At 43.9% G+C, this 15,605-nt stretch carries 12 protein-coding genes and 1 pseudogene; 1 reads left to right on the forward strand and 12 read right to left on the reverse strand.

All coding sequences use genetic code 11. The annotated features are described in order from the left end of the window. The 6 genes and pseudogenes from FTT83_RS16345 to FTT83_RS13830 all read right to left on the reverse strand — a co-directional run. Window positions 1-74: pseudogene (locus FTT83_RS16345) on the reverse strand (helix-turn-helix domain-containing protein); the annotation flags it as partial. 93 nt (window positions 75-167) lie between these two features. Beyond that, the gene (gene bioD, locus FTT83_RS13810) at window positions 168-812 is read right to left on the reverse strand and encodes a dethiobiotin synthase (protein WP_180042505.1); all 645 of its coding nucleotides are present in this window, start codon (window positions 810-812) and stop codon (window positions 168-170) included. Further along, window positions 809-1,579, reverse strand: a complete 771-nt coding sequence (bioC, locus tag FTT83_RS13815; RefSeq protein ID WP_180042506.1) for a malonyl-ACP O-methyltransferase BioC — start codon at window positions 1,577-1,579, stop codon at window positions 809-811. The genes bioD and bioC overlap by 4 nt, the downstream gene beginning before the upstream one ends. A gap of 9 nt (window positions 1,580-1,588) precedes the next feature. Continuing rightward, a complete protein-coding gene (locus tag FTT83_RS13820) occupies window positions 1,589-2,776 on the reverse strand; it encodes an 8-amino-7-oxononanoate synthase (protein ID WP_180174699.1) in 1,188 nt (395 codons plus the stop codon). Continuing rightward, window positions 2,764-4,068 (reverse strand): adenosylmethionine--8-amino-7-oxononanoate transaminase, encoded by a 1,305-nt coding sequence (gene bioA, locus FTT83_RS13825; RefSeq protein ID WP_180174700.1) that lies wholly within the window; start codon window positions 4,066-4,068, stop codon window positions 2,764-2,766. The genes FTT83_RS13820 and bioA overlap by 13 nt, the downstream gene beginning before the upstream one ends. 84 nt (window positions 4,069-4,152) lie before the next feature. Then, window positions 4,153-4,884, reverse strand: coding sequence for a hydrolase (locus tag FTT83_RS13830; protein WP_180176773.1), 732 nt, complete (start codon window positions 4,882-4,884; stop codon window positions 4,153-4,155). A 328-nt stretch (window positions 4,885-5,212) separates the two neighbouring features. Between FTT83_RS13830 and FTT83_RS13835 the strand changes: the two genes are divergently transcribed. Next, on the forward strand, window positions 5,213-5,782 hold the full coding sequence (locus FTT83_RS13835) for a peroxiredoxin (RefSeq protein WP_180176774.1): 570 nt from the start codon (window positions 5,213-5,215) through the stop codon (window positions 5,780-5,782). An 82-nt stretch (window positions 5,783-5,864) separates the two neighbouring features. Here FTT83_RS13835 and bfr read toward each other — a convergent pair whose 3' ends face one another. The 6 genes from bfr to FTT83_RS13865 form a co-directional block, all read right to left on the reverse strand. Next, window positions 5,865-6,329 (reverse strand): bacterioferritin, encoded by a 465-nt coding sequence (bfr, locus tag FTT83_RS13840; RefSeq protein ID WP_180042510.1) that lies wholly within the window; start codon window positions 6,327-6,329, stop codon window positions 5,865-5,867. Window positions 6,330-6,732: 403 nt separating this feature from the next. Beyond that, window positions 6,733-7,707: a 23S rRNA (adenine(1618)-N(6))-methyltransferase RlmF gene (gene rlmF, locus FTT83_RS13845; RefSeq protein WP_166171080.1), complete on the reverse strand. Its 975-nt coding sequence runs from the start codon at window positions 7,705-7,707 to the stop codon at window positions 6,733-6,735. Between the two features lie 169 nt (window positions 7,708-7,876). Next, window positions 7,877-9,916, reverse strand: a complete 2,040-nt coding sequence (gene ligA / locus FTT83_RS13850; RefSeq protein WP_180042511.1) for an NAD-dependent DNA ligase LigA — start codon at window positions 9,914-9,916, stop codon at window positions 7,877-7,879. A 91-nt stretch (window positions 9,917-10,007) separates the two neighbouring features. Continuing rightward, on the reverse strand, window positions 10,008-10,958 hold the full coding sequence (locus FTT83_RS13855) for a cell division protein ZipA C-terminal FtsZ-binding domain-containing protein (RefSeq protein WP_180042512.1): 951 nt from the start codon (window positions 10,956-10,958) through the stop codon (window positions 10,008-10,010). Window position 10,959: 1 nt separating this feature from the next. After that, window positions 10,960-14,412: a chromosome segregation protein SMC gene (gene smc, locus FTT83_RS13860; protein ID WP_180176775.1), complete on the reverse strand. Its 3,453-nt coding sequence runs from the start codon at window positions 14,410-14,412 to the stop codon at window positions 10,960-10,962. A 10-nt stretch (window positions 14,413-14,422) separates the two neighbouring features. After that, the gene (locus tag FTT83_RS13865) at window positions 14,423-15,118 is read right to left on the reverse strand and encodes a GntR family transcriptional regulator (protein ID WP_086196089.1); all 696 of its coding nucleotides are present in this window, start codon (window positions 15,116-15,118) and stop codon (window positions 14,423-14,425) included. Between the last annotated feature and the right edge of the window lie 487 nt (window positions 15,119-15,605).

The following is a 15,605-nucleotide window of genomic DNA, read 5'->3' on the forward strand; positions in this document are numbered from 1 at the left end:
GTTGTTTTTGATCCAAAACCTGATAAGTAATATTGAACAACTTTAAGTTTGAATTCTTGCGAATATTTAGCCATAGAAAAGCACCCTCCAAATTAGACGAAGTATCCAACTTTCGGGGTGCAGATCAGTTGAGTGGCTTTTTTATATCCTTCTCTTTTAAACAACAGTTAGGATAAAACAGGAATATCAATCCACTGTGCATTTGGGAAATGTATCGCCAGATAGCTTTTCAGATAATCCGAAGTATCTCTGGAAATCAGCTGGTCCTGTGATTCATCATTCAGGTTATAAGCCAAAGCATAAAGTTCCAGACCACGACTTTTCAAGGCTTCCAGACTGAGCAAGGTATGATTGATACTACCCAAACGACCAGAACTAACCAGAATGACAGGGAATTTCTGTTCAGCAATATAATCAATCGTTAACAGTTCTGTGGTTAAGGGCACCATTAAACCACCCGCACCTTCCAGTAACACTACTTCATATTTTTCAGTTAATTGCCGGGTCGCATCGGCAATTTTCTGGAAGTCGATTTCACGGCCATCAATTTTAGTCGCCAAATGCGGTGAAGCCGGATAAGTAAAAATTTCCGGCATGGTGAGTTTGCTTTCATCTTCCGGAAACCAACCCATCTGCATCATTTTACGGTGCTGTTCAATATCTTCAGAAACATCGGTATTGCCAGTTTGCACCAGTTTCTGGGTGATGGTTTTCTTGCCCTGTTCATTCCATAACTTCGCCAGATAGCCTGTGGTATAGGTCTTGCCAATACCGGTATCGATGCCACTGATAAAATAAACGGGGGATGTCATGGCTTACTCCGTGCAATGCAATAAATAGGATGATAGCTCAGCTGATAATGGTGCTGACCAGATTGATCCAGCTCTGAAAATTGCTGATAGTCCTGATAAAACTGCTGTAAAGACTGTTTGGTCCAACGATGCTGTGCGGCGGTTGCAGTGACCCCGGTGGCCTTTAAATGCTGCAGCACAGCTTTAGGATGGGAAAAATTCAGTATTTCCAGACTCTCGGAAAGATGTAGAATTTCAAAACCCTGTTTAAGCAGCTTGTGCTGAATCTCATCAAGAGTCAGATAATTCAGCCCTTGCCCAGTCAGAGCCTTAATTTCTTGCAAATTCTGCTGACCAAAAGTGGAAAAACACAAATAGCCATTTTCGATAAGCGCCGCTGCACTTTTTTTAAAGACCGAATCAATATCGCCCACCCATTGCAAAGCCGAACTGGAAGCGATCAGGTCAAGGGATTGCGGAAAATCCAGTTGTTCCACATCGCCAATCAGCCACTCCAAATTTTCTTTAGCCTGAAAATGTTGCTGAACTTCGGGATACAGGTCATTTAAAAACACATGCTTTATTTCAAAGTTTTGCATCAGCAAATGGCTTAAATTGCCTGAGCCACAGCCGATTTCAAAAACACAGTTCAAGCTGGTACTGGGCAAATATTGCTGTATCAATTGCAGTAACTGTTGGCAAATCTGTTTTTGTACGATGGCATGTTCAGCATAGCTTTGTCCTGCCTTGGCAAAACGCTGTGCTACTTGAGACTTATTAATATTCACGGCTACAACTCACAGCAACGCCACCAGCTGTTCAAGATCAGCCTGATTGACTTGAGAAGTCAGTGAAATACGTAATCTTGAACTGTGTTTCGGTACTGTAGGTGGACGCACCGGCATGATATAAAATCCGGCCTGTTGTAGCTGCACGGCCTTTTCCACCGTCTTTTGCGACTCGCCAACAATCACCGGCACAATATGTGAAGTCGAAGGACAATCAAAACCTTTGGCACGTACCGACTGTTGCAGATTTTGACTGATCTGTTGCAGATGCTGACGTTGCTGTTGCAAGCCTAAAACTTTCTGGAAAATAAAATCAGTCCACGCCATACACATGGGTGGCTGCGCGGTACTGAAAATCAGCGGACGCATGGAATTAATCAGATATTCACGGATGATGGGATGGCAAATCAGATAACCACCGACCGATGCCAGTGCTTTCCCGAAAGTCCCAACCAGCAGATCAATCTCATCAATCACCGCATACTGTTCTGCACAGCCCAAGCCTTGCTCGCCGCGCACACCAATGGCATGCGCTTCATCGACATAGAGCATCACTTTAGCAAATTGCCTTTTAATCCGAACCAGTTCAGCCAGATCGGTTTCGTCACCATCCATGCTGAAAATGGATTCCGTCACCACAATAATGCGCTCAAAAGCTTCATCGGCATGGTATTGCTGCAAAAGCTGTTGCAGATGATTCAGGTCATTGTGCCGATAGCGTACATATTTTGCAGAGGATAAACGGATACCATCAATCATGCTGGCATGCACCAGTTTGTCTGCCAGAATCAGGGTCTTACTGTCGCTTAAAGCTGGCAGAATCCCGATATTCATGTGATAGCCACTGTTAAATAACAGCGCAGCACGTCCATGAAAAGCCTGACTTAAACTGGCTTCCAGCTGCTCGTATTCAGGAAAATTTCCGGTTAACAATCGCGAAGAAGATGAACTCATAATACGAAGTTCATTTGGTGTTTCATCAAAAAACTGTTCACGCAAAGTTAAGTCTGCTGCCAATCCCAAATAATCATTGGAAGACAGGTTAAGCATCGAATGACCCTGGATTTCAATCATTCGGCCTTGCTGGACATTAGAGGTAAATTGCCGCAAATTGCCCTGCTGTTTGAGTTCATCCAGCTTGCTTGCATAATCATTTAGCAGAGAGTTATTTAATGCAGCGTCATTTAACAAGTCCATGCGGATACCTCTTGCATCTGCTCCACCACATTCACTAATTGTTCCAGCAATATATTCAATTGTTGTTCAGTAATCACATACGGCGGCATCACATAGACCAGTTTACCAAATGGACGTATCCAGATCCCGCGCTTAACAAACTGTTGTTGCAGGCTTTTCATATCCACATTAAATGTCAGCTCCACCACACCAATCGCGCCCAGCACCCGCACATCCTGCACATAATCCAGTGCTGATAGGGGTTGCAGATGGTGTTGCAACTGTTGCTCGATGCGCTGAATATTGGCTTGCCAATCCTGAGCCAATAAAACCTCGGTACTTTTCACAGCCACTGCACAGGCCAGTGGATTGGCCATAAAGGTGGGACCATGCATGAATACGCCTGCCTCGCCACGGCTAATGGTTTCCGCCACATGCTTGCTGGTTAATGTGGCCGAAAGCGTCATATAGCCGCCAGTCAAGCCCTTGCCGATGCACATGATATCCGGCTCAACGCCGGCATGTTCCCAGGCAAACAATTTGCCAGTACGACCAAAACCGGTGGCAATTTCATCAAAAATCAGCAGCACTTTATATTGTTCACACAGCAATTTGGCCTGACGCAAATATTCAGGATGATAAAAACGCATTCCACCCGCACCCTGCACAATCGGTTCCAGAATTAAAGCAGCAATGCTGGCATGGTGCTGTTTTAACACCTGTTCCAGTTCTGCAATATCGGCTTGATTCCATTCATCATCAAAGCCAACCTGTGGGGCTGCAACAAAGAAACGATTCGGCAGACTGGAACCAAAAATCTGATGCATGCCTGTGACCGGATCACAAACTGACATGGCATTCCAGGTATCGCCATGATAGCCAGAACGCGGCGTAATAAAATTGGTTTTCTGACTTTCACCTTGTGCAGTCCAAAACTGCACTGCCATTTTTAATGCCACTTCTACGGCAACAGATCCAGAGTCCGCATAGAAAATTTTATCCAGACTGGGTGGGGTAATTTTTAATAACAGTCTGCCAAGTTCAATCGCAGGATCATGAGTCAAACCACCAAACATGATATGCGACATCTTGTGTAATTGATCTGTCACGGCCTGATTCAGTTCAGGATGGTTATAGCCATGGATGGCACACCACCAAGAAGACATGCCATCAATCAGTTGCCGTCCATCTTCCAGCTCGATAATGGCACCATGCGCCTGTTTTACCTTAAAGGTCGGCAATGGATCGGTCATGGAGGTATAAGGATGCCAGATATGCGCAAGATCAAAGTCTTGGTCGTTTAATTCGGTCATCCCTTACTCCTGCAGACGCTTGAAAATCAATTTTTCATGATCTTAAACCTGCATGAACTAAAAATAAATTGCGAGATAAACCAGTTATCCGCTTGTTTGTTCTATTTTCTTTAAAAATTGGCAGATTTTGCCAGTTATCAGTTCAGCTTCAAATAAGGGAAAGCCATGTGACCCGCTGATCAGCTCTGTTTCCAGAAACTTTGCATTGAATTTATGAAAATTTCTTTGAACTTTGTAACTAACTAAAAAATCCTGTTTTGCAAACATATGATATTGATGACCTGGGTAATTCCTCAAGATATCGACATTATTTAAATACTCAAGGCATAATAGTCCTTGTCTTAAAGTTTCAATCGATTGTGCCTGAATCAAACTTTGTAAAGTGATGAAGTCAGCTTTTGTGGTTACTGTGCCTTGACACACCATATAGCCAAACTTTTTTAAAGTGGAAATTGCATCTTGCTCAAATGACTGTTTGAACTGCTGAAAGGTCGGCTGATCCATTGCCATTGGCCATGTATCGTTTGCTACGAAACAGGGGTTGGAACCCAAAGTAATCAATACTTTTTCCTGTCCATGCTGCTTTTGAACCTGATCGGCCAACACTGTAGCCAACTGGCCACCCAAAGACCAGCCGGCAATCACATCAAACTGATGCGCCAGTTCCACTTTCTGCTGTAGAACCTGTTCATCTAAAGCATTAAAAATGTTGCAAAGTTCAACCTCATGTCCTTGTGCCGCCAAAGCCTGTTTTAATGGATCAAGCAGTTGGGTTCCACCGCCCCAGCCCGTGATGAGTAAAATACGTTGATTCAAGGTAAGCTCTAAAAAAACTAAATCATTTGAACAGTATAAAACCTCTGTCTCAATTCTCGCAGCAGCATTTCAAAATTCATTCATAATCCACTATCGTGAATGGCGACAAGGGAGTCGTTGTTGCTGAAGGATGATATGAATATCCCTTTTTGACCAACAGCGGGGTTTTGTTATTTTTGATCCATCAAAGGTAAATATGCAATCACAGGTAATTTTTAAAGAATTTCGTTCATAAGAAAATTTTGAAATCATTGCAAACCTACACTGCACCGTCTCATCAGCAAATCTGCTAAGATTAATGCAAACATTAATTATAAAAGTATACGTCATGAAAACTTCAAAACTGCTGCAAATCAGCTTGATATCCATATCAGCATTCAACGCTTTCACGGTTCCTGCCTATGCCGAAAATTCGATCTTCGCTTCTCAGAAAAACACTGAAAAACAATGGCTCGGAAAAGCGGCACCTGCATTTAAATTGCAGGATCAAAATGGTCAATGGCATTCCTTGAGCCAGTACAAAGGCAAATGGGTGGTGTTATATTTCTATCCTAAAGACAACTCTCCCGGCTGTACCCAGGAAGCCAATCAATTTAAAGCGCTCTATCCACAATTTTTAAAAAACAATGCCGTGGTTTTGGGGGTGAGTCTGGATGATGTCAAATCCCATCAAAAATTTTCAGAAAAATTAGGTTTAACTTTTCCTCTTTTAGCAGATTACACACACCAATTATCGAATCAATTGGGTATTGTGCGTAATCTGGGCATTATCCAAATTGCCAAACGGGAAAGCTTTCTGATTGATCCTCAAGGCACCATTGTTTACCACTATAGCAGTGTGAATACACAAACTCATGCGGCTCAGGTCCTGGCGGATATCCGGAAATTTTCTCAATAACACGTCATTGCCCATCTCAATCATAAATTTAAACAAATATAAAGCCCGACTCAGGTCAGGCTTTATATTTCAACATTTAAACTTACATTTGCGATTGAATATAGTTTTGCAAACCAATCAATTCAATCAAACGAATCTGTTTTTCTAACCAGTAAGTATGATCTTCTTCCGTATCCGACATTTGCTGACGAAGCATATCACGGCTCACATAATCACCTTTCTCTTCGCACAATTTCACACCTTGTGCCAATTTTTCACGTACATGATATTCGAGCTTTAAATCAGCTTTTAAACAGGTCACCACATCTTCACCGGTTTCGATGTCATCACGGTTCATATTCGGTGTACCTTCCAAAAACAATACACGGCGAATAATGGCATCCGCATGCTGTGCTTCTTCCTGCATTTCATGATCAATACGTTCAAAGATTTTGGTCAGCCCCCAATCTTCATACATACGAGAGTGGATCAGGTATTGGTCGCGAGCAGCCAGTTCGCCACCGATCAACATATTTAAATAATCTACGACTTCTGGATTACCACGCATTTTTATAACTCCCTACCTTTATGGGCTTATTATGGAGAAAATCATCTGTATTTGCAAAATAAAATTTCCATAAATATATGATTTTTAAACAATTAAAATGAGAAGTACTTACATTTACAGTTTTAGTTGAATAAATTCCCATTTATAAAACAATGTCTTGCACTCAGTACTCAGCTTAGATGAACAAGATCAAAGTACTTTTATAATGTATTGGTTTTTTGTAACTAGATTCAAAATCATTGTGGCATATATTCATTGAACTATATGCGTATCAAATCAGAAACGCTGAGTGCATCGGCATCAGGTTATTATATATAAGCAAAATTGAGCTTGTTCATTGGTATAAGCAGGCCAAATCTTAGTCATGCACCGACAAGCTCACTCATCCTCAGCGAAAATAGGCTTAAGCTGAAGTCCAACGTGCATTTCTCCATGCTTGTTGTTGCTTTAAATCTAAAAAAGTCCAAGCGACAAAACGACTTTCTTTTTGCCCCTGCGTCATTTTAATGGTTTTCACATCCACTGCTCCGCTCTTACGCAACGCATTTAAAAGCACAGGCAATGTTGTTTTCTTGGAAACCAGTGTGCTAAACCAAAGACATTGCTCAGCAAACTGTATGCTCTCTTGTACCATTTGGCAGACAAAGCGTTCTTCACCACCGTCACACCAGAGTTCATTTTTTTGACCACCAAAGTTTAACACCACCTTCGTCCGATCAACCGGCTTGCCAAGTTTTCTTAATTTTTGAGTTGCTGTGGCATTTGCTTCATCTTGCGAGGCATGAAATGGCGGGTTACACATCGTCAAATCAAAATGATCTGTGGGTTTAATCACACCTTTGAAAATATTGCTTGAGTTCTTCTGCAATCGAATCTGAATCCCTTTACGCAAATTTGGATTCGCCTCCACAATGAATTGAGCACTTTTAAAGGATGTAGAATGAATGTCTGAGCCGACAAATTTCCAACCATAGCTACGATGACCAATGATCGGGTAAATACAGTTTGCTCCCACCCCAATATCCAACACTTGAACGGCATGCCCTGTTGGAATCTGACCTTTATTATTGGCACTCAACAAGTCAGCCAAATAGTGGATATAGTCAGCTCTACCCGGAATAGGCGGACAAAGAAAATCTTGAGGAATATCCCAATATTGAATGCCATAAAAATGTTTCAGCAATGCTTTATTGAGCATTTTCACAGCCTGTGGATCAGAAAAATCGACTGAAAGATCGTTATATTTATTTGGGCTAACAAAAGGTGCAAGTTCCGGACAAGTCTGCATTAACTGAGGAAAATCGTAACGACTGCGATGCAGATTTCGTGCATGTAATTGCGATTTTTGTTGCGGAAAAGTTTTCTTTGCTTGCGCCATGTGTATGCCAATAATCAACGGGAGAACAGAATCATCTGATAAGACAGGCTCAATACCTGTCAATAGATCGATATTGTACGTGAATTCAGCTCATCATGACGATCCCAACCCAATCAAGCCATAAAAAAGACATCCGAGGATGTCTTTTTTAATTCATGCTTAAGATCGATTAAGCAGGAAGTTGACCATGCTCTTTCATCAAAGCAATAAACTGCTCTTCGTTGATCACAGCGACACCGAGTTTTTCTGCCTTATCCAGCTTGGAACCGGCTTTCTCACCAGCAACGACACATTTGGTTTTACTGGATACACTGCCGCTGACGCGTGCGCCTAAGGCTTGGAGTAACTGTGTTGCCTCATCCCGTCCCATACTACTGAGCGTACCCGTCACCACCCAGCTTTCGCCATTTAGTGGCTGACGTGTCGGGGCGACTGGAGCATCCCAGTGAATTCCCGCTTCGAGCAAACGCTTGACCACTTCCAGATTATGCGGCGCCTGAAAGAAATCGACAATCCATTCAGCAGTAATATCCCCAACATCCGGGGTTTTCTTCAAGGCTTCAATATCGGCATTTTGCAGTGCTTCAAAAGTCTGGAAAGTATTGGCTAGCATACGTGCAGTGGTTTCTCCCACGCCGCGGATTCCCAAAGCATAAATGAAGGAAGCCAGTGTGGTTTTCTTGCTGTTTTCAATTGCATCAAACAGGTTTTGTACCGATTTTTCACCCATTTTATCAATGTTTAAGAGCTGCTCACGATGTTCGTGCAAGCAGTAAATATCCGCCACATTTTTGAGCAGGTCGAGATGGAGTAAACATTCCACCCAGCGATCGCCTAGACCTTCAATATCCATGGCCTTACGCGAAACAAAGTGGCGAATGGCTTCAATTCGCTGGGCTGCGCAGTACAAACCGCCAGAACAGCGTGCCAATGCCTCGCCTTCAGGCATCACCACCGGCGAATCACAAACAGGACAATTTTCCGGTAAATGAACCTCTACTGCCTCATCCGGGCGGAATTCCGGCCAGACTTTTTCCACTTTCGGAATCACGTCACCGCTACGGTATACGCTGACGGTATCGCCAATTCGGACATCCAAACGGTGGATTTCGCCAATATTATGCAGGGTGACATTGGACACTGTGACCCCACCGACAGCGACAGGGTTTAAACGTGCAACCGGGGTTAAAGTTCCGGTACGCCCCACTTGCCAGTCAATATTTTCTACCGTGGTTAAAGCCGCTACCGCCGGGAACTTATAGGCGGTTGCCCAACGGGGTTCCCGGCTTAAAAATCCGAGCTGTCTTTGCTGTTTTAAATCATCGACCTTGATGACCAGACCATCAATTTCAACACTTAAATCGGCACGTTCTGCATTGATTTTTTCATAGGCTTTTTGTACATCCTGAATCGTGTCACAAATAAAATGACTTTCCCCGATGGTAAAACCAAACTGGGTGAGCCACTCCAGACTGGCATACATGGTGGTCTGACCATGATGAGGTTCGCACTGTGCTATACCATAAGCATAAAAGGCCAGTGGACGTGAGGCTGCAACATTTGGATCGAGCTGGCGCAGACTGCCTGCCGCTGCATTACGCGGGTTGGCAAAGGTCTTTTCACCTTTGGCTTCATTTTCGGCATTCAGCTTTTCAAAACCTGCTTTAGGAATCAGCACTTCACCACGCACTTCAAGCAGTGTCGGTACCTGAGCCTGTGCAGAGCTTAGCACTTTCGGCAGGTTACGGATGGTTTTGACATTATGAGTAATGTCTTCACCGGTTTCACCATCGCCACGAGTGACGCCACGAACCAGCACACCATTTTCATACCACAGGGAAATGGCCAGGCCATCGAACTTTAATTCGACATCGTATTGGATCTTCTGATTGGGTAAACGTTCTTCAATACGGCGGGCAAAGGCAAACAGTTCTTCCTGGTTAAAGACATTACCCAATGACAGCATCGGTACGGCATGGGTCACGCTGGCAAATTTAGTAAGCGCTTTGCCACCCACTTTATTGGTCGGAGTATCCGCCTGTACATATTCGGGATATTGTTCTTCTAAAACCTTGAGCTGATGAAAGAGCTGATCATATTCACTATCTTCAATGCTGGGTTGATCCATTACATAATAGGCATGGTTATGCTTGGCTAAAATTTGAATCAATTGACGCATTTGCGCTTTGATAGTTGAATCTTCGGTCATATCTACCCCATAAAAAAGGGCGGTCTATTTCCGCCCTTCATAACTATTTGATCTACCCGCTATTATAGAAATCGAGTCCATCAGTTTCAAACTAAACTTCTGTACTTTGACCTGCACGGTAATCAATCGCGAAATGACGCCATTGTTCACGTAATTGCGGCGTAAATTCCTGATTGTTCTGGTCATACACGGTGCCGTCAATTTCACGGGCAATCAGACGCGAAATGCTGTCCATAGTATCAAAGGCATTCTGTACATCACTGTGTGGCAATGCCAGGAAGAAAGCCAAGCCTTTCACCTGTTCAGTCGACAAGGTTTCCAGATCAAAACCGGCTGCACCTTCGTCAGTAATCTGCAACACAGAAAAAAGTAACTTGCTGCCGTCTTCAGTATAACGATGGAAACAGGCCATTTCACCAAAACGCAGGCCATATTTAAGCAAGACTTTTAAAGTTTTTTCCCCGGAAAGCACCCGGCGTTCTGGATAAATATTCAAGGCAATAAATTCGGCTGCAGTCGATAAGGCACTGGCTTCATCCACGCGTTGCTGTTCATGCAAGTGCTCATCCAGAATGCTGCTTTCATCTTCAAAGTCTGAAATTTCGGCTTTTTCAATGCTGCTGTTCAGGTTAAATTCATCTGCTTTTTTATCTTCACCTTGTTGAGCCTGCTCTGAGCTGGCTTCAGATTTTACTTCTTCTACAGCGGTAGCATCTGCTTTCAACTCCGCCTGAGCGGGTGCTGCTGCCTGTTCAACCTGAGCGGTTTCAACCTTTTCTGCTTGCGCTTCTGCCTGCTGAGCTGCCGGAAGCTGTTCAGCCGCCGTTTCAGTTAAAGTGGGTTCAACACGTTCGGCTTCTTTTGCACTTTGTAGTTGATCACGCACATGACGAGGAATGACCGGTTGCTGGCTGTCAGAATTGACATGAAGTTCCGAATCTAGTGACGGTGCTGCATCCCCAGGTTTTTTAAACAATAATCTTAAACCGAATAGCATAATGATGATGGCGATAACTATGCCAACAATCGTAGTGACTTCCATACTATGACTCCGCAACTAAACCGTATTCTTTTGCCTGTTCCAAATCGACAGTGACTAATTTTGAGGTGCCCGGTTCTGGCATGGTAACACCTAACAAATCGGTTGCCATCGTCATTGCAACTTTATTATGGGTAATGTAAATGAATTGCACCTGTTCAGAAAGTTCTTTTACCAGGTTACAAAACCGTCCCACATTGGCATCGTCCAAAGGTGCATCGACCTCATCCAGTACACAGAACGGTGCCGGATTTAAACGGAAGATGGCAAACACCAATGCCAATGCTGTTAATGCTTTTTCACCACCAGAGAGTAAGGCCAGAGAACTGTTCCGTTTACCCGGTGGACGCGCCATTAGTTTTACACCCGATTGCCAGTCGTCTTCAAGGCTTAAACTGGCTTCACCGCCATTAAATACTTTCGGGAACAGGTCTTGCAGTTCATGATTGACCTGATCAAAGGTGGTCATAAACAACTTGCGGGTTTCCTGATCAATACTTTTCATGGCGCCCTGTAACTGATCGACTGTTTTTTCCAGGTCTTCAATCTGATGACTCAGTTCTTCAAAGCGACTGGAGACTTCCTCATATTCTTCAGAAGCCGCCAGATTGACCGCACCCAGTTTTTCAAACTGCTGCTGTGCTCTTTCCAGGGTTTGTTGATGGCTGGCAATATCAATACTCAGCCCGGTGAGCATTTCACTATTCATCTCTTTTAACTGTTCAGAATAGTGCTGCCAGTCAGACTTGGCTGCTTGCCAGGCCAGTCGCTTCTCTTCTAACTGGCCACGCAATTTCTCGTCTTGCTGCTGGTGCTGATGACGCTGTTCGGTCAGGTGCTGCTGTTTTTCTTGAACACTGTTCAGTTCAGCCTGCCATTCATTCCAGGTCTTTTGCAACTTCTCGGTAATGTGTGCCTGCTCACTGAATTGAGATTCCAGTGCTGGTAATTCCAGCTGCACCGGATCAACAAACTTTTTCGCCTGCTCCATTTGCGCAATAATCTGCTGATACTGTGCTTTTGAGAATGAAGCATCTTTTTCCAGCAATTCAATTTGCTGTCGGGTTTGCGTGGCCTGACGACGTAACAGTTCGAGCTCCTGTTGCGCTTGCTGCCAGGTGTGCTGGGTATTTTCCAGCTGCTCGGTCAGTTCCTCAACCTGGAATTGCAGGGTTTTATAATTCGGTAAAGCCTGTTCCAGTTTCAGGTTTAAGGCATGCAGATCAATTTCCAGATCATCTTTCTGCATGGCATCCTCTTCCAGCTGCTCATCCAGCTGTTGCAACTGACTGGCCAATTGCTGTTTCTGAAGCGAAAAAGCCTGATCCGTACTTTGTACTTTGGCAACATTGACATCCAACTGCTGCAACGCTTTTTGCTGTAGCTTTAACTGGTCTTGCTGCTCTTGAATATTTTTTTGCAACATTTGAATCTGTTTTACCAGTTCCGGCAACAGCTGTTCCGCCGTTTCAAGCTGTAGCCACTGCTGTGCCAATGCTGTTTCAATTTCTTCCAAACGGATACGGTGACTCAGTGCCCCTTGTCCTGCCTGACTGGCTTCATCGTAAAACAGACCGATCACCCAATCTTGAGCCACCTGATAACCATCCAGCGTCAAGATAGACTGACCAATACCCAATTGAGACTGTAAAGCCAAAGCCTGATGAAGATTGTCTGCAACGGCCACCTGCTGCCAGATGGAATGCTGCGGCGATTCAATCCATTCGGCCAGACACGGTAAACTGGCCAGCTGAATCTGCCCTTTTGCCACCTGAACTTTCAGCTGACGGGCAATACTTTCCGTGAAATCAGTATTCGCATCTAATACTTGTGCAGAGAGCCATTTCGCCAGGAATTTTTCAATCAGATGGGCATGGTCTTTGGCCTGATCGTTTAGCTTCAACACCTGCATCAACTGCACGGCATCGTTCTGGACTTTAGGACTGTTCTTGATTAGCAACTGATGAAGATTTTTCTGTTCGGATTGCAACACCTGAATCGCAGACTTTAAGGTCGCAACATCATTTTTCTGCTGCGCATATTGTGCTTGCACTGACTCTAATGTGTGTTTCTGCGTTTGAATGGCTTGTTCCAGCTGTTCAATCTGCTGAGACAGTTGAACTTTTTCACTTTCCAGCTGCTCAATATCCTCCAGCTGGTGCTGATTTTGAATCTGTGTGGCCTGTTGTTGCAAGGTCTGTTTTTGCTGTTCGATCCGGGCAATATTTTTCGCCAACTGCTCACTTTGCGCCAGCATCTGCATTTTTTGCTGCTGCTGTTTTTCAACCTGAGCTTTGACCAGTTCAAATTGCTGTTGTACCTGTTGCTGTTGTGCTTTCAAATCGCTCAGACTTTGACTCTGGTCCTGTCCCTGGCTTTCTTGCTGCTGTAATTGTTCAGTCTGCTGTTCATGCTGGACTTGCAAAGTTTCAATTTGCAATTCAATCAGTTGCAGCCGTTCTTTGGTCTGTAGTTTTTGCTGTTCCAGCTGAGTTAAAGTCAAACTATTTTGCTGGAACAAGGACTGCTTCTGTTCCAGCGTCATTTTCAGTTCAGCCAGTTTTTTCTCGGCCTGTTGCCATTCATTTTGCAGTGGCGTGGACTGCTGAATCAGGCGCTGAAATAATTCACTGGTTGCAGTCAGGTCATGTTCCAGTGTGGTGAGTTCGGAACGCACCAGCTTGAAGGTTTCGCCCAGCTCATTCATCTGCACAGTATATTCTTGCTGTAAGCGGCTGCTTTGCTCACATTGAAATGACAGCACTTCCACTTTTATGGTGCGAATCCGGGTTTCCAGTTCTTTATATTGAATGGCGGTTTCGGATTGACGTTTCAGGGTTTTCAGCTGGGATTTCAGTTCCGCGGCAATATCTTCAAGGCGGGATAAATTTTGCGTGGTGTGATCCAGATGCAATAGGGTTTCACGACGGCGTGCCTGATAACGCGAAACACCGGCAGCTTCTTCAATAAACACCCGCATTTCTTCCGGTTTAGCATCGACCAGACGGTTAATCATGCCCTGTTCAATAATCGCGTAAGAGCGCGGACCCAAACCGGTTCCCAAGAAAATGTCGGTGATGTCACGACGACGGCATTTGGTGCCATTTAAAAAATATTCGGACTTGCCATCACGGTTGACCTGACGACGCACCGCCAGCTCATTATAGGCATTATAAGCACCACCGAGCTTGCCATAGGTATTGTCAAAACGCAGTTCGACACTGGCTACGCCAACCGGTTTACGTTTCGCGGTACCGGTAAAAATCACATCCTGCATGCTGCCGCCACGCAGCTGGCGTGCACTGGATTCCCCCATCACCCAGCGTATGGCATCAATCACATTGGATTTGCCACAACCGTTAGGCCCAACCACAGCGGTACGATTGGCCTTGAAATGTAAAGTTGTACTATCGGCAAAAGATTTAAAGCCGGAAAGTTTTAAGCTGCTTAAACGCATAATGTCCTGATCAACGTCGTGAACGTCTTGCCCATGCAAGTTCGATTTGTTTCATCCGTGTTAGCGATTCCAACACAAGGTTACGCAAGTGTCGACAAAAATCATCCATAAATAAAGTAGCTTGTTGTGATTTTCGGATCAAAACTGCATCAGTCACCAGCTTAAACAATTCAAATGATTCCTGCAGTTCGCGATGCGAGATATTTAAGGTTAAAAAATAACTACGGCGCAGTGACGGTAACAGTTCCTGATAGACTTTCATTAAATAAGGATTGCCGACCATTTCATGCTGGCGAGACAAGCCCTGAAAGATTAGATCATAAAATTTTTCAGTATGACCGTGACGGGTTTCTTCCTGCAATTGTTGCAATAATGCCTGAATGCTTTCGGCTTCATGCGGACGCCAGGTTTCGGCCATACGTTGCACGATTTGCCCACACAGCAATGCACACATTTCAAACAGGGCACGTACCTGCTGGGCAGACATTTCCGAGACAATCGCCCCACGACGGGGATAAATTTCGATTAATTGGGTACGCTCCAGCAGCAGTAAGGCTTCACGCACCGAACCACGACTGACATCCAGTTCAGAGGAAATGCGCAATTCTTGAATGCGTTCCCCCTCTACCAGTTCACCGCGAATGATTTGCTCACTAATATGCCTGGCAATCTGCTCGGACAAACTGTCCTTTTCTTGTTCTTGCATACTGTTCCTATCTTGTTTTTATAAGATGCAATCAAAAAAATTGGATAAACCCTGTGGATAAATCCTGATTGTTACGTGCTTTTTTACTTGATTTTAATTGCAAAAAATATGACATTGTCAGACAATTTTCAAGTCGATAAAGCCAATATCAGTTTGTGATCAGTAGATGAGATAAAACTGTCTATTTCCGTCAAATATTCTGCTCTAGACTCACTTCAACCTAAGTGATTCATTTAAATTATAAAATAAAACTTATTCTTAGTTCAGCACATCCTTAGAAAAATAACAGGATAAGTGATCTCAAGGTGCGTATGCAAAAACTATAGCACACCTTTTCATCTCTTTTATATGGTTTTTAAATTCTTAGATTAGCATTTGAAGTGCAACACCATGTTGTTGCCATAATACCTGACTCGGACTTTTAAAGCCGAGTCTTTTTCTTGGGCGATGATTCAAACGTTGAGTGATTTCTGCAATATATTCATCC

The sequence above is a fragment of the Acinetobacter sp. YH01018 genome (assembly GCF_013420295.1).
GTDB lineage: Bacteria > Pseudomonadota > Gammaproteobacteria > Pseudomonadales > Moraxellaceae > Acinetobacter.